The organism is Streptomyces sp. 1222.5 (genome assembly GCF_900105245.1).
Taxonomy (GTDB): Bacteria; Actinomycetota; Actinomycetes; order Streptomycetales; family Streptomycetaceae; genus Streptomyces; species Streptomyces albidocamelliae.
On the sequence record NZ_FNSZ01000001.1, the window covers coordinates 7,853,607 to 7,876,067 of the forward strand.

Genomic DNA, 22,461 nt, shown 5'->3' on the forward strand with positions numbered 1-22,461 from the left:
TCAGGCCTGGGTGAGCCGGACGCACCCGGTGACGACGTCGCGGAGACTGTCGGTGCGGGCCAGGAGCCGGCGCTGCTCACGGGCGCCGTTCCCGGTGCGCAGCAGTTCCCGGACGGCCCGGTCGGCGCGGTCCGCGTCGCCACTGCCGGTGAGCGCGTCCCCGCAGTGCTCCAGCAGGGAACGCACGACCTGCTCGGCAGGCTTCGGCAGCAGCGTCACCGGGTCCAGCAGGTCGCCCTCCAGACCGAACCGGGCGGCCTGCCAGTCCGCCAGCCTGAGCAGGCTCACGCTGGGGTCCGGCGCCGGCCGTGCCGCCCGCCAGTCCCGCGCGGCGGTCTCCACGAGGGCGCGGCTGAGCGTGGCGATCAGCACGGCGGTGTTCGCGCACAGGCAGACGTCGGCCACCCGGATCTCCACCGTGGGGTAGCGGGCCGACAGCCGGGCGTCGAAGTAGACCATGCCCTCGTCCAGGATGGCCCCCGTGGCGACCATGTCGGCCACCCGCCGGTGATAGCGCTCGGCGGTCTCGAACGGCTCCGTGGGACCGGCCGACGGCCAGCGGTTCCACACCCGGCTGCGGTAGCTGCCGTAGCCGGTGTCCTGGCCCTCCCAGAACGGGGAGTTGGCGCTGATCGCGCGGAGCACCGCCAGCCACGGGCGGATCCGGTCCAGGACGGCGACGCCCTCCTCGTCGGACTCCACCGACACATGGACGTGGCAGCCGCACACGAGCTGCTCCCACGTGGGTATCCCGTACCGCTCGGCCAGCCACCGGTACCGCTCGTTCATGCTGAGGGAGGGGCTGACGGGCAGGGGGGACGAGGCCAGCGCGGCGACCGCGCACCCGATCTCGCCGGCGTGCCGGGCCGCCTCCTTGCGGCAGCGGACGATCTCGTCCCCCAGGTCCGCCATGTCCGCCTGCGGATGCGTGGCGAACTCCAGCATCTGCCCGAACAGCTCCTTCTCGAAGACGTCCTGGCCGGGATCGTCCTGGGCCGCCCGGGCGAGGACGGGCGCGGCAAGCGCCCGCGGATCGCCGGTGTCCGGATCCACCAGGAGGAGTTCCTCCTCCACTCCGACGGTGCGCACGTGGTGCCGCCCTTCTGCCAGTGCCACGAGGGGCAGTCGCGGGTCGTTACGACCCCCGAATGCCCCTGGCGCGGCAGCCGACACCTACGGCCGTCAGTGCTCCGGTGCCAGCCAGACGGTGGCGAGCGGCGGGAGGGTGAGTTCCAGGAACCCGTCCTCGGGCTTGAGCGGTCCGCCGGAGCCGACCCCACCGCCGCCGTAACGGACGTCGTCCGTGTTCAGCTCCTCCTGCCAGGCGGGTACCTCGTCGGGCACCCACACCCGGTAGCCGTGCCGGACGACGGGGGAGAAGTTCGACACCGCCAGCAGCGGGCACCCCTCACGGTCGTAGCGCAGGAACGCGAACACGTTGTCGTCGGCGGCGTCGCACAGCACCCAGCGGAAGCCGGCCGGGTCGGTGTCCCGCTGCCACAGCGCGGGTGTCGCCCGGTACCGCTCGTTCAGGTCCCGCACCAACTGCTGGACACCGCGGTGGTCGCCGGCCGAGTGGTAGCCGTCGTCGAGCAGCCACCACTCGGGGCCGTGTGCCTCCGACCACTCCGCTCCCTGGGCGAACTCCTGCCCCATGAAGAGCAGCTGCTTGCCCGGGTGCGCCCACATGAAGCCGAGGTAGGCACGGTGGTTGGCGCGCCGCTGCCACCAGTCGCCCGGCATCTTCGACACCAGGGCCTGCTTGCCGTGGACGACCTCGTCGTGGGAGATCGGCAGGACGTAGTTCTCGCTGTAGGCGTACACCATCGAGAACGTCATCTCGTTGTGGTGGTACTTGCGGTGCACCGGCTCCTTCTGGACGTACTCCAGGGAGTCGTGCATCCAGCCCATGTTCCACTTCAACCCGAACCCGAGCCCGCCGCCGTCCGTCGGCCGGGTCACGCCGTCCCAGGCGGTGGACTCCTCGGCGATGGTCACCACGCCCGGGCAGCGCCGGTACACCGTGGCGTTCATCTCCTGCAGGAAGGCCACCGCGTCGAGGTCCTCCCGCCCGCCGAAGACATTGGGCTCCCACTGGCCGGAGTCCCGCGAGTAGTCGAGGTAGAGCATCGAGGCGACCGCGTCCACGCGCAGCCCGTCGATGTGGAACTCCTCGCACCAGTACACGGCGTTGGCGACGAGGAAGTTGCGCACCTCGGTCCGCCCGTAGTCGAACTCGTAGGTGCCCCAGTCGGGATGCTCGGCCCGCCGCCAGTCCCCGGGTTCGTACAGCGGGTCGCCGTCGAACCGGCCCAGCGCCCAGTCGTCCTTCGGGAAGTGCGCGGGCACCCAGTCCATGATCACGCCGATGCCGGCCCGGTGGAGCGCGTCCACCAGGTACCGGAAGTCGTCCGCGGAGCCCAGCCGGGGCGTCGGCGCGTAGTACGAGGTGACCTGGTAGCCCCAGGAGCCGCTGAACGGATGCCCGGCGACCGGCATCAGCTCGACGTGCGTGAAGCCCATCGCCCTGACGTACGCGGGCAGTTCGTCCGCGAGCTGCCGGTACGACAACCCCGGTCGCCAGGAGGGCAGATGCACCTCGTACACAGAGAACGGCGCCTCGTGCACGGGCGTGTCCCCGCGGTGCGCCATCCACTCCCCGTCCCCCCACTCGTGGCGCGAGGCGGCCGTCACGACCGACGCCGTGTCCGGCGGCATCTCCGTGCCCCGTGCCATCGGGTCCGCCTTGAGGAAGCGGTGGCCGTAGCGGGAGGTGATCTCGAACTTGTACCGGGCGCCCTCGCCGATCCCCGGCAGGAACAGCTCCCACACCCCGGACGCGCCGAGCGAGCGCATCGGGTACTGCGTGCCGTCCCAGTACGTGAACTCCCCGGCCACCCGCACGCCCTGGGCGTTGGGCGCCCACACGGTGAAGCGGGTGCCCGCCACGCCCTGGTGGGTCATCGGCTCGGCGCCGAGCGCCCGCCACAGCTGCTCGTGCCGGCCCTCGCGGATCAGGTGCAGGTCCAGCTCGCCGAGGGCGGGCAGGAAGCGGTACGGGTCGTGCACCTCCTGCTCCGCGTCGTCGTACGCCACCAGCAGGGTGTACGACGGGACCTCCGGGTGCGGGAGCACGGCCGCGAAGAGCCCGTCGCCCTCCGACTCCAGAGCGGTGCGCCTGCCGTCGATCACGACGGACACCGCGCGGGCGTTCGGGCGCAGGGCGCGGAACAGGGTGCCGCCCGGGACCGGGCGGGCGCCCAGCAGGGCGTGCGGATCGTGGTGCGCACCGCCCAGCAGACGGCCGCGGTCGGCGGGGTCCAGCGGGGCGGCCGCGGCCGCCTTGGGGCCGGCGGCCTCGGGACGTGTGGTGTCGCGCAGTGCCATGACCTCAGCCTCCCCACACGGCGAGTCGCTTGATCGCCGCCATCGGTACCGGCAGCCAGTCGGGCCGGTGTCTCGCCTCGTACAGCACCTCGTAGACCGCCCTGTCCGTCTCGTGCGCGCGCAGCAGCGCGTGCTTCTTCCGTGGATCCCAGCCCGCACGGGCCGCGTAGCCCGCGCAGAACGCCTCCCGGCAGCGGCGCGCCCATTCGGGTCGCCAGGGGCGGCGCTGCCGGGCCGCGTAGTCGAAGGAGCGGAGCATCCCCGCCACGTCCCGCACCGGGGACTGGGGGGCCCGCCGCTCGGACAGCGGCCTGGACGGCTCGCCCTCGAAGTCGATGACGAACCAGTCGCGGCCGGCCCGGAGCACCTGTCCGAGGTGCAGGTCGCCGTGGATGCGCTGGGCGGCCGGCCCGGTGTCGCACGTGGCCAGCGCCCCGAAGGCGGTCCGCAGACCCGGTACGAAGGGCCGCAGCCCGGGTACGGCGTGCGCGGCGGCGTCCAGCCGCGCGCACATCGCCTCGGCCGTCCGGCCGTTCTCGCCGGGCCCCGCCGGCGGGAAGGCCTCCGCCAGCGCCAGGTGCACCTCGGCCATGGCCCGGCCGAGTTCGTGGGCCTCGCCGGTGAAGTCGTCACCCGCGGCGAGCGCGCGCAGCGCCAGGGTCCAGCCGTCGGTGGCGTCCGGCAGGAAGGGCTGGAGCACGCCGAGCGTCGCCGGCTGCGGCTCGGTCGTGCCGAACCAGGCCACCGGCGCCGGCACCCGGGTGCAGCCCTGGGCGGACAGCGCGGCCGACACCTCGAGGTCCGGGTTGACGCCGGGCTGGATGCGGCGGAACAGCTTCAGGATGTACGCGTCGCCGTACACGATCGACGTGTTGGACTGCTCGGCGTCCAGCAGCCGCGGCGGCAGCCCCCCGGGCAGGTGCGCGCCCGGATCCGCCTCGAAGCGCAGCGGGCCCGCCGCGCCGGGCTGCCGCAGCCGCTCCAGCAGCAGGTTCGCCGAGCGGGGGTCGTGCAGCGCGTCGTAGACCGCGAGCCCCGCCAGCGGGCCCTCCACCGCCCGCCCGATGTACGCCCGTTCCAGCCGCGGCACCGGGTTCTCGCGCAGCCCCAGCAGCAGCTGGTAGCAGTCCCCGGGCGGGGGAGTTCCCCCGGGCGTGGGCACGGGCGCGTGGGAGGCGTGCACCAGCAGGTGCAGACAGCCGGGGAACAGCTCGGTCACGGACAGCACCGACAGCTCGGTGACCGGCCGGTCCTTGCCCGCGAACCAGCGTTGCCTGGGCAGCCACTCGCGCAACAGCGCCCCGAGCGAGACCAGGGGGCCGTCGACGCCGACGGCGGTTCTCGGTCGGGGAGTGATGGTCTTCGGCATGGTGACGCGTCCTTTCCTCGGCGCCGGGGTTCAGCGGCGGCGGCCGATGCGGGATGCGACTCGGGTGAGCCGGAACCAGTAGAAGCCGTGGCCTTGCAGGGTGAGCAGGTAGGGCAGTTCACCGATCGCCGGGAAGCGCACGCCGCCGATCAGCTCGACGGGGTGCCGTCCGTCGTAGGCCCGCAGGTCGAGCTCGGTGGGCTGGGCGAAACGGGAGAAGTTGTTCACGCACAGCACGAGGTCGTCGCCGTACTCGCGCAGGAACGCCAGGACCGCCGGGTTGGAGGACTGCAGCTCCGTGAACGACCCCAGTCCGAAGGCAGGGTTCTGCTTGCGGATCTCGATCATGCGGCGTGTCCAGTGGAGGAGGCTGGACGGGGAGGACATGGAGGCTTCCACGTTGGTGACCTGGTAGCCGTAGACCGGGTCCATGATCGTGGGCAGGAACAGGCGTCCGGGGTCGCTGGAGGAGAATCCGGCGTTGCGGTCGGGTGTCCACTGCATGGGGGTGCGGACGGCGTCGCGGTCGCCGAGCCAGATGTTGTCGCCCATGCCGATCTCGTCGCCGTAGTAGAGGATCGGCGAGCCGGGCAGGGACAGCAGCAGGGCGGTGAACAGCTCGATCTGGTTGCGGTCGTTGTCGAGCAGGGGCGCGAGGCGGCGGCGGATGCCGATGTTGGCGCGCATACGCGGGTCCTTCGCGTACTCGGCCCACATGTAGTCGCGTTCCTCGTCGGTGACCATTTCGAGGGTCAGCTCGTCGTGGTTGCGCAGGAAGATGCCCCACTGGCAGCCGGCGGGGATCGCCGGGGTCTTGGCCAGGATCTCCGAGACGGGGTAGCGCGACTCGCGGCGGACGGCCATGAAGATGCGCGGCATGACGGGGAAGTGGAACGCCATGTGGCACTCGTCGCCGCCGGAGGCGTAGTCCCCGAAGTAGTCGACGACGTCCTCCGGCCACTGGTTGGCCTCGGCCAGCAGCACGGTGTCGGGGTACTGCGCGTCGATCTCCTTGCGCACCCGCCTCAGGAAGTCATGGGTGGCGGGCAGGTTCTCGCAGTTGGTGCCCTCCTCGGCGTAGAGGTAGGGGACCGCGTCGAGGCGGAACCCGTCGATGCCCAGGTCCAGCCAGAACTTCAGCGCCGCCAGGATCTCCTCCTGCACGGCCGGGTTCTCGTAGTTCAGGTCCGGCTGGTGCGAGAAGAAGCGGTGGAAGTAGTACTGGCCGCGGACCGGATCGAAGGTCCAGTTGGAGGCCTCGGTGTCGACGAAGATGATCCGGGCGTCCTGGTACTGCTTGTCGTCGTCGGCCCACATGTAGTAGTCGCCGTAGGGTCCCTCGGGGTTCTTGCGGGACTCCTGGAACCACGGGTGCTCGTCACTCGTGTGGTTCATGACGAAGTCGATGATGACGCGCATGCCGTGCTGGTGGGCGGCGTCCACGAACTCCACGAAGTCGGCGAGGTCGCCGAACTCGGGGAGCACCGCGGTGTAGTCGGAGACGTCGTACCCTCCGTCGCGCAGCGGCGACTTGAAGAACGGCGGCAGCCACAGGCAGTCCACGCCGAGCCATTGCAGGTAGTCGAGTTTGGCGGTCAGGCCCTTCAGGTCGCCGACACCGTCGCCGTTGCTGTCCTGGAAGGACCGCACGAGGACCTCGTAGAAGACGGCTCGCTTGAACCAGTCCGGGTCCCGGTCCTTCGCCGGAGTGTCCTCGAACGTGTCCAGTACCGGTTCGTTGACGGTCATGAGGCTGCGGGCCCTCCGTTCTGGGGCGTCGATCGCCCGACGTGGAGCACGTGCGCCGGCGCGCTGCCGGGCGTCAGGCGCACGTAGTTGGTCCTGCCCCAGTGGTACGTCCCGCCCGTCAGTTCGTCGTGCACCGACAGGGCGTCGTGCCATTCCAGGCCGAGTTGCGGCATGTCCAACGAGACCGTGGCCTCCTGGGTGTGATGCGGGTCGAGATTGACGACCACGATGACCGTGTCCGTGCCCGTGCTCTTGCTGTAGGCGAGCACGGCGTCGTTGTCGGTCCGATGGAAGCGGAGGTTCCGCAGGCGCTGTAGCGCGGGGTGCCGCCGCCGGATGTCGTTGAGCCGGGTGATGAGCGGGGCGATGGTCCGGCCCTCCCGTGCGGCGGCCTCCCAGTCGCGGGGCTTGAGCTGGTACTTCTCCGAGTCCAGGTACTCCTCGCCGCCCTCTCGCAGCGGGGTGTTCTCGCACAGTTCGTAGCCGCTGTAGATGCCCCAGGTGGGGGAGAGGGTGGCGGCGAGGACGGCGCGGGCCTCGAAGGCGGGCCGGCCGCCGTGCTGGAGGTGGGCGTGCAGGATGTCGGGGGTGTTCGGGAAGAAGTTGGGGCGCATGTAGGCCGCCGCCTCGCCCGACAGCTCCGTCAGGTACTCCGTCAGCTCCTGCTTGTCGTTGCGCCAGGTGAAGTACGTGTACGACTGCTGGAACCCGACCTGCGCGAGGGTGTGCATCATCGCCGGCCGGGTGAACGCCTCGGCCAGGAAGATCACGTCCGGGTCCTTGCGATTGATCTCCCCGATGACCCGTTCCCAGAACACGACCGGCTTGGTGTGCGGGTTGTCCACCCGGAAGATCCGCACCCCGTGGTCCATCCAGTGCCGCAGCACCCTCACGGTCTCGGTGACGAGCCCGTCCATGTCCGCGTCGAAGGCGATCGGGTAGATGTCCTGGTACTTCTTCGGCGGGTTCTCGGCGTAGGCGATGGTGCCGTCGGGACGGTGGTGGAACCACTCCGGATGCTTCTCCACCCAGGGGTGGTCGGGGGAGCACTGCAGGGCGAAGTCCAGCGCGATCTCCAGGTTCAGCTTCCGCGCCTCACCGACGAAGAAGTCGAAGTCCTCGATCGTGCCGAGGTCCGGGTGGACGGCGTCGTGCCCGCCCTCGGGGGAGCCGATGGCCCAGGGCACGCCCACGTCGTCCGGGCCGGCGTGCAGCGTGTTGTTGCGGCCCTTGCGGAACGTCGTGCCGATCGGATGGACCGGCGGCAGGTAGACGACGTCGAAGCCCATGTCCGCGATCGCCCTCAGCCGGCGGGCCGCCGTGCGGAACGTGCCGTGCGGCCGCTCCGCCGTGCCCTCCGAACGCGGGAAGAACTCGTACCAGGAACCGAACAGCGCCCGCTCCCGCTCCACCAGCAACGGCATCGCGTCGGAGGCCGTCACCAAGTCGCGCAGGGGGTACCGGGTGAGGAGTTCCTCCACCTCCGGGGCCAGGGCGGCCTTCAGACGGTCGTGCACCGACAGCGAGTCGTCGCCGAGGGCGTGCGCGGCGGCCAACACCAGGTTCCGCTCAGGGCCCTTGGGGACGCCCGCCGCCGCACGCCCGTACAGCTCGGCGCCCTCCTCCAGCACCAGACCGGTGTCGATGCCGGCCGGCACTTTGATGGACGCGGTGTGCCGCCAGGTGGCCAGCGGATGACTCCACGCCTCCACCCGGTAGGTCCAGCGGCCGGTGGCGTCCGCAGTGATCTCGGCGCCCCAGCGGTCACTGCCCGGGGACAGCTCCCGCATCGGAGTCCAAGGGCCTCGGCGGCCCTTGGGATCGCGCAGGACCACATTGGCACCCACGGCGTCGTGCCCTTCACGGAACACGGTGGCCGTGACCTCGAAGGTCTCACCGGTCACCGCCTTCGCCGGGCGCCTGCCGCACTCCACGGCCGGCCGGACGTCGCGTACCGGTACACGGCCGATGGCCGGGGTCCTGCGCATGTATCTCACCTCCGCCGTGCGCGAAGCCGGGCACGCGGCCCGGCTTCGCGATCCGAGACGGGCCGAATCGGATCGGTCCCGTGGGGGAACGCCTTGTACGGTGCCAGGTCAGGGGCTTGGCGCCGTGGAACGCCGCTCCGGTGGCTGCGCTCTTCTGGCCGTCCGGCGCGGCTGCGGCCGTCCGTCCTGCTCGCGCAGGTAGGTGACCAGGCTGGTGCGCAGATAGCGCTCGGCCGCGTCCGCGGCCTCGCGGGCGCACCGTTTGCCCATCAGAACGCACAGCGTGTAACCCGAGTCCTCGAAGGCGGCCCGGACCGTGCGGTCGTGGGGCGAGGCGAGCATCACGCGCTCCCACGCCCGGTAACGCCGCAACTGCCGGGCCACTTCGGCCTTGGCGGGTAGCAGCATCGCCCTCTTCACCCTCCACGCTCTCGACTGGGCGCGTTCCCGACGGTCGGGTGGTGTCCGCGCACGGGAAGGCGCGGCACCGTTACGGCGATCGAGGCTTTCACTTATGGTGCATGCACGATGACGCAGCGTCTTGTTGGAGCTTCAACCATTGCGGGTGTCGGGTGCTCGTGTTGCACGAATGGCGTAGCGCCCCCATCGTGAAGGTGACTCAGAAGCGATAACCGCTCACGCTATGTGTCCGGGATCCCTCCCGGACGGGGCAAGGGGAGCGAGAGCTTCGCCGGTGAGGAGCGAGCGACGATGAAGACCGCAGTGCCCTGCTACTACCACCTCGATGTGGAAGTCAGTCCGGAACGAGTGGTACAGGTCAGCCGCATCCTGGCCGCCCACCTCCGCTACTGGGACCTCGAGAACCTCGTGGCCCCGGTCTGCCTCGGCGCGGAACTGCTGCTGAGGGCGATCGACGAGCACGCGACCGACAAGCACACCTCGATCGAGATGTGGTGGAACGGCCAGCACCTGATCACCGCCTTCGGCGACGACGACCCCGATCTGCGCCCGGACCAGGACCTGCGGTCCTGCCTGGCGGACATCGCCGCGATGAGCGACGGCTGGGGGTGCTGTGCCTCCGACACCGGCAGCAAGATCATCTGGTTCTCGCAGCGCGCCCGTTCCGGCGAACGCGTCCCGCTGGTGCCCACCGCACCCGACCCCGCTCTGCGCACGGGCCTCCGCGTGCCGCGCGCCCTGCGGACGGCGGTGCTGGCCGCGCCCGCGCCCGCCGGTGACGGCGTCCTGGAGGGCAGCCGGTGACCGCCCGCAAGAAGCGTGCAGGGGTGCCCGTGTGGAGCGGGCACCCCTACCCGTTGGGCGCCTCGTTCGACGGACAGGGCACCAACTTCGCCCTCTTCAGCGAGGTCGCCGAGCGCGTGGAGCTGATCCTGGTCGACGAGTCCGGCAAGGAGACCCCAGTACGGCTGCACGAGGTCGACGGCTTCGTCTGGCACGCCTACCTGCCCGGCATCGGCCCAGGTCAGCGCTACGGGTTCCGGGTGCACGGCCCCTGGCAGCCCGCCCTCGGCAACCGCTGCAACCCGGCCAAGCTGCTGCTCGACCCGTACGCCCGTGCCGTGGACGGACAGATCGACAACCACGCCTCCCTGTACGAGCGCGCCCCGGACGGTCCCGCCCCGGCCGACAGCGCGGGCCACTCCATGCTCGGCGTGGTCACCGACCCGTTCTTCGACTGGGGCGACGACCGCCCGCCGCGGACGCCGTACGCGGAATCGGTCATCTACGAGGCGCACGTGCGCGGCATGACCCGCACCCATCCGGACGTGCCCGAACGGCTGCGCGGCACCTACGCCGGACTCGCCCACCCCTCGGTCGTCGAGCACCTCACCTCGCTCGGCGTGACCGCGGTGGAGCTGATGCCGGTCCACCAGTTCGTGCAGGACGGTGTCCTCCAGGACCGGCAGCTTTCCAACTACTGGGGCTACAACACCATCGGCTTCTTCGCCCCGCACAACGCCTACGCCGCCTTCGGCAGCCTCGGCCAGCAGGTCAACGAGTTCAAGGCGATGGTGAAGGCGCTGCACGCGGCCGGCCTCGAAGTCATCCTCGACGTGGTCTACAACCACACTGCCGAGGGCAACGAGATGGGCCCCACGCTGTCCTTCCGGGGCATCGACAACGCCTCCTACTACCGCCTGGTCGACGGCGACTGGGCGCACTACTACGACACCACCGGCACCGGCAACAGTCTGCTGATGCGGCACCCCTACGTACTGCAGCTGATCATGGACTCGCTGCGGTACTGGGTGACCGAGATGCACGTCGACGGCTTCCGCTTCGACCTCGCGGCCACGCTCGCCCGGCAGTTCCACGAGGTGGACCGGCTCTCGGCGTTCTTCGACCTGATCCAGCAGGACCCGGTGATCAGCCGCGTCAAGCTGATCGCCGAACCCTGGGACGTGGGCGAGGGCGGCTACCAGGTGGGCAACTTCCCGCCGCTGTGGTCGGAGTGGAACGGTAAGTACCGGGACGCCGTACGGGACTTCTGGCGCGCGGAGCCCGGTTCCCTCGGCGAGTTCGCCTCCCGGCTGACCGGCTCCTCCGACATCTACCAGCACAGCCGGCGCCGGCCCCGCGCGAGCGTCAACTTCGTCACCGCGCACGACGGTTTCACGCTGCGCGACCTGGTGTCGTACAACGACAAGCACAACGAGGACAACGGCGAGGACAACCGGGACGGCGAGAGCCACAACCGGTCCTGGAACTGCGGCGCGGAGGGCGACACCGGCGATCCCGCCGTCCTCGAACTCCGCGCCCGCCAGCAGCGCAACCTGCTGGCCACGCTGCTGCTCTCGCAGGGCATCCCGATGCTCTGCCACGGCGACGAACTCGGCCGCACCCAGCGCGGCAACAACAACGCCTACTGCCAGGACAACGAGATCTCGTGGGTCGACTGGGAGCTGACGGCGGAGCAAAGCGCCCTGGTGGAGTTCACCCGGCACCTCATCGGCCTGCGCGCCGCGCATCCGGTGCTGCGCCGCCGCCGCTTCTTCCGCGGCGAGACCGCGACCAACGCCGAACAGCCGCTGCCCGATCTCATGTGGCTGCGGCCGGACGCCCGCGAGATGACCGACCGGGACTGGCAGCGCGGCGACGCGCACTCGGTCGGCGTGTTCCTCAACGGCGACGCCATCGCCGAACGCGACCCGTACGGGCGCCGCATGACCGACGACAGCTTCCTGCTGCTCGTCAACGGCTACTGGGAGCCGGTCGACTTCCGGCTGCCGGACGGCTCCTTCGGCGAGCGCTGGACCACCCTCATCGACACCGCGGATCCCGACGGCGTCCCCGACGAACGCGAACGCAAGGCGGCCACGAAGCTCCCCGTGGAGTCGCGCAGCCTGATCCTGCTGTCCAGGCCGTCGAGAGCGGCCGGCTAGGCGCGGCCCCGGCCACCGGGGCCCGGCCGGCTCGCGGCGGGCGGAGGACCACCCTGCGGTCCGGTCACCGGTGGCTGCGGGACGTCACCGTGAACTGCGCGCCGTCCGCGTCGCGCAGCACCGCCTCCTGCTCGTCCTCGCTCAGGACGCTGCCGCCGTGCTTCTCCGCGGCACGGGCGCAGGCCGCCACGTCGGACACGGCGAAGTGGATCTGCCAGTGCGGGCGCACGGAGGGGTCCGGGGCGGCTTCCACGGCGCCGGAGTCGATGCGCGCGACCACGTCCCCCTGGTAGCGCAGCAGCACCTCTCCGCCCGCGTACTCGACCTCGCACCCCGACACCTCGGACGCCCAGTCGAGGATCTCGCCGTAGAAGATCGCGGAATCGAAGGCGTCGCGGGTGTGCAGCCGGATGAAGGCCGGCGTGGCCCGCCGCCACGCCTCCCAGTTGTAGACCAGCTCGCCCTGCCAGATGCCGAAGGTCGCCCCGTCGCGGTCCGCGAGGAGCGCGGCACGGCCGGGCGGGAAGGACAGCGGTCCCACGGCCGCCGTGCCACCCCGCTCGCGGGCCCGGGCCACGGCCACGTCGGCGTCCGGCACGGCGAAGTACGGCGTCCAGGCCACCGCCATCTGCCACATGGCGGCGACGGCGGCGATCCCGGCCACCGGCACCCCGTTCGCGAGGGCGATACGGAAGTGCTCGCCGAGTTTCGCGCCGCGCCAGCGCCAGCCGAGGACGGCCGTGTAGAAGTCCTGCGTGGCCTCCAGGTCCCGGCTGGTGAGACTCACCCAGCACGGCGCACCGAAGACCGAGTGGGTGGAGACGACATCCCGGCGCCTCGGCGCGCCTTCGGTCCGTCCGCCGCTGACAGGGGGGTCTTGGTTCATGGCAGTGCGTCCTGCTCTCGGGGCGGGGCCGGGCGGCCACCGGTCTTGCACCAGTGTCCGGCCGGAGGGGGGAGGGCTGCCTGTCGAGTACCCCGGGTGGCGGGGGGTCAGTACCCCGGGGGTGGCCCACTGCTGGGCCGTTCGCGCACCATGGGAGGCATGGGAGAGAGCGAAGCGGACCGCATCGCCGAGCTTCAGGCGGAGGTCGACCAGTTGAAGGAGGCCGTGGCCTCGCACGCGGTGGTCGACCAGGCGATCGGGATGATGGTGGCCTTCGGCCGGGTGAGCCCGGACCAGGGCTGGGAGGTGCTCAAAGACGTCTCCCAGCACACCAACATCAAACTGCGGAACGTCGCTGAACTGATCCTCGTCTGGGGGCGCCGGGGTGACATACCGCCCGAGGTGCGGGCCGAACTGGAGGACGCCCTGGACCGCTACGGCCCCACGCAGGTGCCCGGCGCGGACGCGTGAGGGGCCGGCGGCTCGCCGGGGGGGGGGGGTGCTCAGCGGGCCTCGGCGAGCAGTTCCTCGCGCAGACGGTCGAAGCAGCTGCTCAGCAGCCGGGAGACGTGCATCTGCGAGATGCCGAGCTGGTCGGCGATCCGGCTCTGGGTCATGCCGCGGAAGAACCGCAGGTAGAGAATGAGGCGCTCGCGCTCGGGCAGGGCGTCCAGGCAGGGCCGGACGGCGGCCCGGTCGACCACCAGGTCGAAGCCGGGGTCGGACGCGCCGAGCGAGTCGCCGAGGGCGTAGCCGTCCGTACCGGCCACCTCGGCGTCCAGCGACAGCGCGGAGAAGCACTCCAGGGCCTCCATGCCGGTGCGCACCTCGTCCTCGGTGAGCCGGGTGTACGCGGCGATCTCGGCGATCGTGGGGGCCCGGCCGGACGTGGTCTGCGCCAGCTCCTTCGCGGCGCTGCGGACCCGGTTGCGCAGGTCCTGCACTCGGCGCGGCACGTGCAGGGTCCACATGTGGTCGCGGAAGTGGCGTTTGATCTCACCGGTGATCGTCGGCACGGCGTACGCCTCGAACGCCCGGCCGCGCTCCGGATCGAAGTGGTCGACGGCTTTCACGAGTCCGAGGGCGGCCACCTGGTACAGGTCCTCCAGGGCCTCGCCGCGGCCGCGGAACCGCACGGCGATCCGCTCGGCCATGGGGAGCCACAGTTCGATCAGCTCGTCGCGGAGCGTCCGGCGCTCGGGACCGTCGGGCAGCTTCGCGAGCCGCTCGAAGGATTCCACCGTGTCGGGGGCGTCGTCGTGGGGGTGGGGCTTGCTGCTGCTGCCGGTGACAGGCATCGTGCGCACCTCTCTCAGCAGGTGCTGAATGGACAGACACCGCGGGAGGTGCGCTCGGACCGGGAAATGGGCACGGGGGCGTCCGGCGGCACCGGGTCCCACGGACGTGCCTCCTGTCCGAAGCACTTCCGTTTGCTTTCCCCCTCGCGGACATCTCTAAACAATTGAGTACATAAAGGACTTTACGAATTCCGGAGGTGGACTTGGGGGTATTACCTCTGTCACAGAGGTAATTTCCGAGGTGTGGCGAACGACGCGTTCACGGAGGAACTGGCCGACGCGCTGGTACGCATCCAGCGGCTGATCCGGCGCCGTCTGCGGGGCGGGCTCACCGTCCCCCGGCTGCGCGGTGCCGAGGTGGAACTGCTGCGGCTGGTCGAGGCCCGGCCCGGCATCGGCATCTCGGAGGCGGCCCGGCGGCTGCACCTGGCGGGCAATTCGGTGTCGACCCTCGTCAACCAGCTCGTCCGGGAGGGATACCTGGTCCGGGAGACCGATCCCGCCGACCGCCGCGGCGCCCGCCTGCTGCTGACCGGCGCCGGCGAGAAGCGGCTCGGGGACTGGCGGCGCCGCCGGGCCGAGCTGGTGGACCGCCACGTCTCCCGGCTCGACGACGCCGACCGCGAGGCCCTGCGCGCGGCCCTCCCGGCCCTGCGCAAGCTGGCCGCCACCCTGCACGAGGAGGCCGAGGAATCATGACGAGAAACCCACCGCACAACCCCGGCCCACCGGCCAAAGCCCTGGACTCGGCCTCGCGCGCGGCGGAGCCGGCAGCGCCTGCGGGCATTCCGGGTACGGCGACCGGGGCGGCCGCGGGGCCGGGAGCAGAGGCCGAGGGCGCGACCCCGCGCGCCGTGGGGGGTGTGGTCGGGCCGGAAGCGGCGGTCGGTGGGGGCGGTTGCGGTGCGGCGGTCGGGGCGGTCGCGGGAGGGGGTGGGGCGGCGGTGCCGGGGCCGGTGGCCTCAAAGGCGGCCCCGCGCGCGATGGGCCGCTCGCAGGGGGCGGGCGCGGCGCTCGGGGCGGAGGCCTCGGGTGTGGGGCCGTGCGGGGCGGGGGTGCCCGGTGGACTGGACGGGGTCGCGTCGGGCGTGGGGGCGAGCGGGCCCGGGGCCGCGTTCTCGGCGGGCCGGGCGGGCCACCGCCTGTCGATCCCGGAAGCGGTCGGTACGGGCGGTGGCGTGCCCTCCGCCGCGGGGGACCCGGCCTGGGCCGTCGCGTGTGTGGGGCTCACCCATGCCTTCGGGGAGACCCGTGCCGTCGACGGGCTGGATCTCGGCGTCCGGGAGGGAGAGGTGTTCGGGCTGCTCGGGCCCAACGGCGCGGGCAAGACCACCGCCATCCGCTGCCTCACGACGCTCCTGCCCGTCCCCTCCGGCACGGTCCGCGTCTTCGGTCACGACGCCGCCAGGGAACGCATGGCCGTCCGGCGCCTGCTCGGCTACGTCCCGCAGCAGCTCTCCGCCGACAGCGGCCTCACCGGCCGGGAGAACGTCGCCCTCTTCGCCCGGGTCTTCGACGTGCGCCGCCGCGAGCGCGCCGAGCGGGTCGCCCAGGCCCTCGCCGCCGTCGGCCTCGCGGACGCCGCCGACCGGCTCGCCGGCACCTACTCGGGCGGAATGGTCCGCCGCCTCGAACTCGCCCAGGCCCTGGTCAGCGCACCGCGGCTGCTCATCCTCGACGAGCCCACCATCGGCCTCGACCCGATCGCCCGCACCGGCGTCTGGGAGCACATCAACGCCGTCCGCGCGGCCACCGGCATGACCGTCCTGGTCACCACCCACTACATGGACGAGGCCGACCAGTACTGCGACCGGGTCGGCCTGATGCACCGCGGCCGCATCCACGCCCTCGGCACGCCCGCCGAGCTGCGCCACGGTCTCGCCGAACGCCACGGCACCGACGTCCTGCCCACGCTGGAGGACGTCTTCCGCGAGGTCGCCGGCAGCGGCCTCGACGACCACTGCGGAGGAGGTTTCCGCGATGTCCGAAGCACCCGCCGCACCGCCCGTCGCGTCGGCTGACGGCACGCTCGAGAACACCGCGCTGCTGCTCAGCCCGCCCGTACCCCGCGCCGGCCGGCTGCTGCTGCCCGCCCGCGTCGGCGCCCTGTGCGCGGTCGAACTGCAGAAGCTGCGCCACGATCGCACCGAGCTGTACACCCGCGCGGTCCAGCCCGCCCTCTGGCTGCTGATCTTCGGTCAGACCTTCACCCGGATCCGGGCGATACCCACGGGCGGCATCCCGTACGTCGACTACCTGGCGCCCGGCATCATCGCCCAGTCCGCCATGTTCATCGCGATCTTCTACGGCATCCAGATCATCTGGGAACGGGACGCGGGCATCCTGAACAAACTCCTCGTCACCCCGACCCCGCGCTCGGCCCTGATCACCGGCAAGGCGTTCGCGGCCGGGGTGAAGTCCCTGGTGCAGGCGGTCGTCGTCATCCTGATCGCGGCCCTCCTCGGCATCGCCCTCACCTGGAACCCGCTGAAGCTGCTCGGCGTCGCGCTCGCGGTGGTCCTCGCCGCCGTGTTCTTCTCCTGCCTGTCCATGACCATCGCGGGCATCGTCCTCAGCCGCGACCGGCTCATGGGTTTCGGACAGGCGATCACCATGCCGCTGTTCTTCGGCTCCAACGCCCTCTACCCCGTTTCGGTGATGCCGGGCTGGCTCCAGGCCGTCAGCAAGGCCAACCCGCTGAGCTATCAAGTCGACGCCCTGCGCGGCCTGCTGCTGGGCACGCCCGCGCATCTCGCGGTCGACTACGGCGTGCTCGCGGTGGCCGCCGCCCTCGGCATCACCGCGGCCTCCTCGCTGCTCGGCCGGCTGGCCCGCTGATCTTGCCGGCGACGTGATGTGCGGCACGCCCGCCCCGCCCGCCGGACGGCGCCGGGAGGGGATTGTTCCTGCGCAGCGCTTGATCACCGATCAAAGCGGGTGAATTCCCTGGCCACAGCGCATTCTGCTCATTTGACAGTGCGCTGAGCACACAGATAAACAGCAGCTCTCGAAAGGCGAGAGGGGCACTGTGTACGAGCCGAACGTGGTCGGGGACTGGCAGGAGTACGACGAGCATGCCGGTCTGCGCGTCCGCGTCCACCGTCTGGAGGCCGCCGAGCCCCCGCGCGGACGCGACGACGCCGCCGTCGGGCTGACGTATTTCAGTGTCCGGGTGACCATCGAGAACCGCGGAGCCCGGCACTACGGCATCCACCTGGAGGACGGCCAGATCGACGTGCGGGTCGGCCCCGACGGCGAGGGCGCCTTCATCGACTGGCGCAGCTCGCAGTTCATCGAGGGCTTCGACGTCTATCCGCTGCGCCGGGCCACCGCCGTGATCTACGCCGCCGCCCCCGAGGGCGCCCTCAGTCAGGTGGACGTGCAGGTGCAGCTGCGGGTCGACGAGGAGTGGGCCGACCGCCGGCTGTGGGCGGGCGGCATCGGTGTCTCGGAGTCGGCGACGGCTGCCGCTTCCACGGCCACCGCGCAGGCGGGCCTCGCCCACCAGGTGAGCGCCTTCCTCAAGGACCAGACCGAGCCCGGCACCGCCTGACACGAGCGGCGGTGCCGTACGGCCCGAGGCTGAACGCGGGTCAGTGCGCGATGCCGTCGATGATCTCCCGGGCGCCCTGCCGCAGCAGCGCCACCGCCACCGAGGTGCCGAGCGTGGCCGGATCCAGCCGGCCCGCCCACTCGTGGGCGTTCAGCCGGGTCTTGCCGTCCGGCGTGAACACACAGGCCCGCAGCGAGAGTTCACCGCTGCGGTCCATGCGCGCGTAACCGGCGATCGGGCTGTTGCAGTGGCCCTGCAGCACATGCAGGAACATCCGCTCGGCCGTGGCCTCCCGGTGGGTGGCCGGGTCGCCGAGCCCGCTGACCGCGTCGATCAGCGCCCTGTCGTCCTCCCGGCACTGCAGGGCCAGGATCCCCGCGCCGATCGGCGGCATCATCGTCTCGGTCGACAGCACCTCGCTGATCACGTCCGTGCGGCCGATCCGTTCCAGGCCGGACACCGCCAGCAGCAGCGCGTCCGCCTCGCCGGCGGCCAGCTTCTCCAGCCGGCGGTTGGCGTTCCCGCGGAACGGCACGCACTCCAGGTGCGGGTGCGTGGCGGCCAGCTGCGCGATCCGGCGCACCGAGGAGGTGCCGATCCGGGTGCCGGCCGGCAGCTCGTCCAGACCGAGCCCGCCCGGGTGCACCAGCGCGTCCCGGACGTCGTCCCGCTTCAGGAACGCGGCGAACACCGTGCCCGCGGGCAGCGGCCGGTCGGCGGGGACGTCCTTGACGCAGTGCACCGCGAGGTCGGCCTCCCCGGCGAGCAGGGCGGCGTCCACCTCCTTGGTGAACGCGCCCTTGCCCTCGACCTGGGACAGGTCGCCCATCCACTTGTCACCGGTGGTCTTCACGGGGACGACCTCGGTCCGCACTCCCGGGTGCAGTACGGCCAACTCGGCGCGTACGCGCTCGACCTGAGCCAGCGCCATGGGCGAGTCGCGGGAGACGATACGGATGAGTTCCGGCACAGACATGGGGGACACGATAGACCCTGGGGCCGGACCCCCGTCACAGCATGACGTGTTTCACCTGGGTGTAGTCGAGCAGGCCGGTGAGGGAGAGGTCACTGCCGTATCCGGAGTGCCGTACGCCCCCGTGCGGCATCTCGGACACCGTCGTGCCATGGGTGTTGACCCAGACGATGCCGGTGTGCAGCTCCCGGCTCGCGCGCATCGCGCGGTCGTGGTCCCGGGTCCAGACACTCGCCGCGAGCCCCTGGGGCACGCCGTTGGCCAGGCGGAGGGCCTCGGCCTCGCCGGTGAACGGCTGGACGGTGACGACCGGTCCGAACACCTCGCTGCGGACGATCTCGTCCTCCTGGCGGGCCCCGGCCACCACCGTCGGCCGGTGGAAGTAGCCGGGCCCGTCGAGGGCCGTGCCGCCCGTGACGACCTCGGCGTGGTCCGGCAGCCGCTCCAGCAGGCCCCGCACGGAGGCGAGTTGCACGGCGCCGGCCAGCGGACCGAAGTCGGCCCGCGCGTCGTCCGGGGCGCCGGGCACCCGCTGGGCGGCCCGGCGGGCGAAGGCGTCCAGGAAGGTGTCGTGGATCCGCTCGTGGACCAGAATCCTGGTGGCGGCCGTGCAGTCCTGCCCCGCGTTGTAGAAGGCCAGTGACGACAACTGTTCCGCCGCGTCGTCGAGATCGGCGTCCTCGTGGATCAGGACCGGCGCGTTGCCGCCGAGTTCGAGGTGCAGCCGTTTGAGGTCGGCCGCCGCCGCGGCGGCGATCTCCTGTCCGGCGCGGACGCTGCCGGTGACGGCCACGAGCCGCACGTACCGGTGGGCGACGAGGGCGCGCCCGGTGTCCCGGTCGCCGCAGACGACGTTGAGCACGCCGGGCGGCAGGTGCTCGGCGGCCAGCCGGGCGAGGAGCACGGCCGAGGACGGTGTGGTGTCGGAGGGCTTCAGCACGACGGTGTTGCCGGCGGCGAGCGCGGGCGCGACCTTCCACACCGCCATCATCAACGGGTAGTTCCACGGGGTGATCTGGGCGCAGACCCCGACCGGTTCGCGGCGCAGCAGTGAGGTGCGGCCCGGGGTGTACTCGGCGGCCGCGGCGCCCGGCAGGTTCCGGGCGGCTCCCGCGAAGTACCGCAGCACGTCGGTGATCGCGGGCAGTTCGTCCGCCAGGAACAGGGCGCGTGGCTTGCCCGTGTCGGTCACCTCCGCGTCGGCCACGGCCGCGGCCCGACGCTCCAGGGCGTCGGCGATGCGCAGCAGGGCGGTCTGCCGCTGCGCGGGCGTCGTCGACGACCAGCCGGGGAAGGCCTCCTGAGCGGCCCGGCAGGCCTCGTCGACGTCCTCGCGCCCGGACAGCGGGGCCGTCCCGTGCAGGCGCCCGGTGGCCGGGTCGACCAGCCGCAGGGTGGCCCCGGAGGCGGCCGGCACCTCCTTGCCGCCGATGTGGTTGAGCACGGTCGTGAGGTGTTCGGGGTCAGCCACGGCGCAGTGCCTCCTCGGCGGCGGCGCGCCCGGTGCGGACGGCGCCCTCCATGTATCCGGCGACCCAGTGGTCCGAGCCGCAGACGTAGAACGGGGGTTCGTGGCGGCCGTGCAGCGGGCCGACCGCCATGACCTCGCCCGGCGGCCACTGGGTGACGTAGCCCCGGGTCCACGGGTCGGTGCCCCACAGCCGCAGATGGCAGGCCGTCGGCCGCAGCGCCTCGTCGCCGAACATGCCGGCGATCTCGGCGAGCAGCTCGGGCGTGCGCAGAGCGGGCGGGGTGCCGAGCAGGACGCCGTACCGCTCGGGCGGGATCAGCGCCGACAGCACGCCCTCGTTCTGCGGCCAGGTGCTGCCCAGCACCCCCTCCGCCTCGGACAGGCCGTTGAGGCCGCCGTCCCGCCAGAAGGGACGGTCGTACACGGCGGCGAACTTCGCGGCCGTCGCCTGCCGCTGCCGGTGCAGGGAGGCGAGCCGGGCCTCGCTCACTCCGGTGACGGCGACGTCCCGCAGTGGCCCCACGGGCAGCGCGCTCACCACGGCGGTGGCGGTGAGGACCTCGCCGGTGACCAGCCGGACGCGGCAGTGGCCGGGCCGTACGTCCAGGGCGGCGACGGGTGAGCCGAGCCGTACGCGGGGGCCGAGACCGCGGCCGAGGACCTCGGCGAGGGTCGCCGAGCCGGCCGCAAGCTTCAACCCCTCCCAGTCGTCGTAGTCGTAGTCGCCGCCGCCCGAGCCGGGGACCGCCGCGCTCTTGCGCAGCGCTGCCAGCAGGGAGATCCGTTCGTAGGAGCCGCCGGCCAGGGCGAGCTGGCCGATCTCCCACAGGCGGACCACGGCCGGGGTGGCGTGCCGGGAGCGCAGCCAGCCGGCCACGGACAGCCGGTCCAGGGCGGCGGCGTCGGGGTGCGACCAGGGGTCGTCGGGGTCGACGCCGGCGGCCAGGGCGCCGAACTCCGCGCCCAGCTTGTCGTGCAGGGCGGCGTCCCCGGGGCCGAACCAGTGCGGCGGATCGCCGGCCGAGCGGCCCTCCGGTGTGGCCCGGGTGATCCGGCCGGGCTCGGCCACGTAGCTGGGGACGAGTTCGAGGCCGAGTTCCCCGGCGAGTCGCAGATAGGCGGTGTGCCCGCGGCCGACCACCTCGCCGCCCAGCTGGACGGTGCGGCCGTCGGGGGTGCGGGTCTGCTCGACCCGGCCGCCGACGCGGTCACGGGCCTCCAGGACGAGTACGTCGGTGCCGGCGGCCGCCAGGTCCCGGGCGGCGGCTAGGCCGCCCAGTCCGGCGCCGAGCACGATCACGTCGTGATGCATCAGTTTCGCTCTCCGGTTCGGGCGCGGTCAGGCCATGACCAGGCAGTGCTCGGGGCGCCAGGCGAACTCCACGGTCTCGCCGCCGCTCCAGCGGTCCTCCATGCGGGCGCGGTCCGTGTTCTGCTCCAGCACCGACAGGGTGACGCCGGGGGCGAGCTCGATGAGGTAGGTGGTGGTCGCGCCGCTGTAGACGGTCTCGCGGATCACCCCGCTGAGCACCGACATGCCCGGTTCGAAGTCGGACAGCCAGATCTTCTCGGGGCGGACGGAGACGCTGACGGCGGTCCCCTCCGTGATGCCGGAACGGTGGCCGACCGGCAGGGCGGGGCCCTTGTCCAGGGCGACCTCGCCACCGCGGTAGGTGCCCGTCATCAGGTTGGAGGTGCCCATGAAGGAGGCGACGAAGCGGCTCGCCGGGTGCTCGTAGATGTCCTCGGGGGTGCCGCACTGCTCGACCCGGCCGGCGTTCATCACGGCGATCCGGTCGGACATGGTGAGCGCCTCGTCCTGGTCGTGGGTGACGAAGACGAAGGTGATGCCGACCTCGCGCTGGATCTGCTTCAGCTCCACCTGCATCTGCCGGCGCAGCTTCAGGTCGAGGGCCGCGAGCGGCTCGTCCAGGAGGAGGACGGCGGGCCGGTTGACCAGGGCGCGGGCCAGGGCGACGCGCTGGCGCTGGCCGCCGGAGAGGGTGCGGGGCTTGCGCTCGGCCAGGCCGCCGAGCTGGACCAGGTCCAGCATCTCGGCCACCCGCCTGCGGGTCTCGGTCCGGTCGACGCCCTTGCGCTTGAGGCCGAAGCCGATGTTGTCGGCGATGCTCAAGTGGTCGAAGAGGGCGTAGCTCTGGAAGACGGTGTTGACGTTGCGCTTGTTGGGCGGCAGCCCGGTCACGTCCTCGCCGGCCAGCAGCACCGAGCCCTCGGTGGGGTCGGTGAACCCGCCGATCATGCGCAGTGAGGTGGTCTTGCCGCAGCCGGAGGGGCCGAGCAGCGAGAAGAAGTGGCCGGCCTCGATGTCGAGGTCGAGGTCGCGCACGGCGAAGGAGTCCGCGTACTGCTTGGAGACGCCGTCGAGCCGGACGGCCGGGGTCGCGTCGGTCGCGTCCATGGG

The 22,461-nt window shown here is 72.0% G+C and carries 19 protein-coding genes; 7 read left to right on the top strand and 12 right to left on the bottom strand.

Translation table 11 applies throughout. The annotated features are described in order from the left end of the window. The 6 genes from BLW57_RS35555 to BLW57_RS35580 form a co-directional block, all read right to left on the bottom strand. Entirely contained in the window at window positions 1-1,089 is a 1,089-nt protein-coding gene (locus BLW57_RS35555; RefSeq protein WP_093479805.1) for a glutamate--cysteine ligase 2, read from the bottom strand. A gap of 93 nt (window positions 1,090-1,182) precedes the next feature. Further along, window positions 1,183-3,387, bottom strand: a complete 2,205-nt coding sequence (glgB, locus tag BLW57_RS35560) for a 1,4-alpha-glucan branching enzyme (protein ID WP_093479806.1) — start codon at window positions 3,385-3,387, stop codon at window positions 1,183-1,185. A gap of 4 nt (window positions 3,388-3,391) precedes the next feature. After that, complete coding sequence (locus BLW57_RS35565) at window positions 3,392-4,756, bottom strand: maltokinase N-terminal cap-like domain-containing protein (protein ID WP_093479807.1); 1,365 nt, start codon at window positions 4,754-4,756, stop codon at window positions 3,392-3,394. A 30-nt stretch (window positions 4,757-4,786) separates the two neighbouring features. Then, complete coding sequence (treS, locus tag BLW57_RS35570; RefSeq protein ID WP_093479808.1) at window positions 4,787-6,505, bottom strand: maltose alpha-D-glucosyltransferase; 1,719 nt, start codon at window positions 6,503-6,505, stop codon at window positions 4,787-4,789. Continuing rightward, complete coding sequence (locus BLW57_RS35575) at window positions 6,502-8,493, bottom strand: alpha-1,4-glucan--maltose-1-phosphate maltosyltransferase (RefSeq protein WP_093479809.1); 1,992 nt, start codon at window positions 8,491-8,493, stop codon at window positions 6,502-6,504. The genes treS and BLW57_RS35575 overlap by 4 nt, the downstream gene beginning before the upstream one ends. A 108-nt stretch (window positions 8,494-8,601) precedes the next feature. After that, a complete protein-coding gene (locus BLW57_RS35580) occupies window positions 8,602-8,901 on the bottom strand; it encodes a DUF5133 domain-containing protein (protein ID WP_093479810.1) in 300 nt (99 codons plus the stop codon). A 303-nt stretch (window positions 8,902-9,204) separates the two neighbouring features. On the opposite strand from BLW57_RS35580, the gene BLW57_RS35585 reads away from it, so the two are divergent. Together BLW57_RS35585 and glgX are read left to right on the top strand one after the other, a co-directional pair. After that, window positions 9,205-9,717: a pep a2 gene (locus BLW57_RS35585; RefSeq protein WP_093479811.1), complete on the top strand. Its 513-nt coding sequence runs from the start codon at window positions 9,205-9,207 to the stop codon at window positions 9,715-9,717. Beyond that, complete coding sequence (gene glgX, locus BLW57_RS35590) at window positions 9,714-11,858, top strand: glycogen debranching protein GlgX (RefSeq protein ID WP_093479812.1); 2,145 nt, start codon at window positions 9,714-9,716, stop codon at window positions 11,856-11,858. The genes BLW57_RS35585 and glgX overlap by 4 nt, the downstream gene beginning before the upstream one ends. A 64-nt stretch (window positions 11,859-11,922) precedes the next feature. On the opposite strand, the gene BLW57_RS35595 is transcribed toward glgX, so the two are convergent. Continuing rightward, entirely contained in the window at window positions 11,923-12,744 is an 822-nt protein-coding gene (locus BLW57_RS35595; RefSeq protein ID WP_093479813.1) for a VOC family protein, read from the bottom strand. Window positions 12,745-12,903: 159 nt separating this feature from the next. Here BLW57_RS35595 and BLW57_RS35600 point away from each other — a divergent pair, with 159 nt between their 5' ends. Next, window positions 12,904-13,215 carry an ANTAR domain-containing protein gene (locus tag BLW57_RS35600; protein WP_093479814.1) on the top strand — a complete coding sequence of 104 codons (312 nt, stop codon included), beginning with the start codon at window positions 12,904-12,906 and terminating at the stop codon, window positions 13,213-13,215. Between the two features lie 32 nt (window positions 13,216-13,247). Here the strand turns inward: BLW57_RS35600 and BLW57_RS35605 are convergent, their stop codons facing one another. After that, window positions 13,248-14,042, bottom strand: coding sequence for an RNA polymerase sigma factor SigF (locus BLW57_RS35605; protein ID WP_093479815.1), 795 nt, complete (start codon window positions 14,040-14,042; stop codon window positions 13,248-13,250). Window positions 14,043-14,285: 243 nt separating this feature from the next. On the opposite strand from BLW57_RS35605, the gene BLW57_RS35610 reads away from it, so the two are divergent. The 4 genes from BLW57_RS35610 to BLW57_RS35625 all read left to right on the top strand — a co-directional run bounded on the left by BLW57_RS35610 (window position 14,286) and on the right by BLW57_RS35625 (window position 17,595). Then, window positions 14,286-14,741 (top strand): MarR family winged helix-turn-helix transcriptional regulator, encoded by a 456-nt coding sequence (locus BLW57_RS35610; protein ID WP_093479816.1) that lies wholly within the window; start codon window positions 14,286-14,288, stop codon window positions 14,739-14,741. Between the two features lie 479 nt (window positions 14,742-15,220). Next, complete coding sequence (locus BLW57_RS35615) at window positions 15,221-16,063, top strand: ABC transporter ATP-binding protein (RefSeq protein ID WP_093481061.1); 843 nt, start codon at window positions 15,221-15,223, stop codon at window positions 16,061-16,063. After that, window positions 16,023-16,880, top strand: coding sequence for an ABC transporter permease (locus tag BLW57_RS35620; protein ID WP_093479817.1), 858 nt, complete (start codon window positions 16,023-16,025; stop codon window positions 16,878-16,880). Before BLW57_RS35615 ends, BLW57_RS35620 begins: the two co-directional genes overlap by 41 nt. Before the next feature lie 190 nt (window positions 16,881-17,070). After that, window positions 17,071-17,595: a hypothetical protein gene (locus BLW57_RS35625; RefSeq protein ID WP_093479818.1), complete on the top strand. Its 525-nt coding sequence runs from the start codon at window positions 17,071-17,073 to the stop codon at window positions 17,593-17,595. Window positions 17,596-17,635: 40 nt separating this feature from the next. Here the strand turns inward: BLW57_RS35625 and hemC are convergent, their stop codons facing one another. From hemC to BLW57_RS35645, 4 genes are read right to left on the bottom strand one after another with little or no spacing between them, the layout of a single operon-like run. Then, window positions 17,636-18,571: a hydroxymethylbilane synthase gene (hemC, locus tag BLW57_RS35630; protein WP_093479819.1), complete on the bottom strand. Its 936-nt coding sequence runs from the start codon at window positions 18,569-18,571 to the stop codon at window positions 17,636-17,638. 34 nt (window positions 18,572-18,605) lie between these two features. Then, window positions 18,606-20,039, bottom strand: a complete 1,434-nt coding sequence (locus tag BLW57_RS35635) for an aminobutyraldehyde dehydrogenase (protein ID WP_093479820.1) — start codon at window positions 20,037-20,039, stop codon at window positions 18,606-18,608. Next, window positions 20,032-21,351, bottom strand: a complete 1,320-nt coding sequence (locus BLW57_RS35640; RefSeq protein ID WP_093479821.1) for a flavin monoamine oxidase family protein — start codon at window positions 21,349-21,351, stop codon at window positions 20,032-20,034. Before BLW57_RS35640 ends, BLW57_RS35635 begins: the two co-directional genes overlap by 8 nt. A 27-nt stretch (window positions 21,352-21,378) precedes the next feature. After that, on the bottom strand, window positions 21,379-22,458 hold the full coding sequence (locus BLW57_RS35645; protein ID WP_093479822.1) for an ABC transporter ATP-binding protein: 1,080 nt from the start codon (window positions 22,456-22,458) through the stop codon (window positions 21,379-21,381). Between the last annotated feature and the right edge of the window lie 3 nt (window positions 22,459-22,461).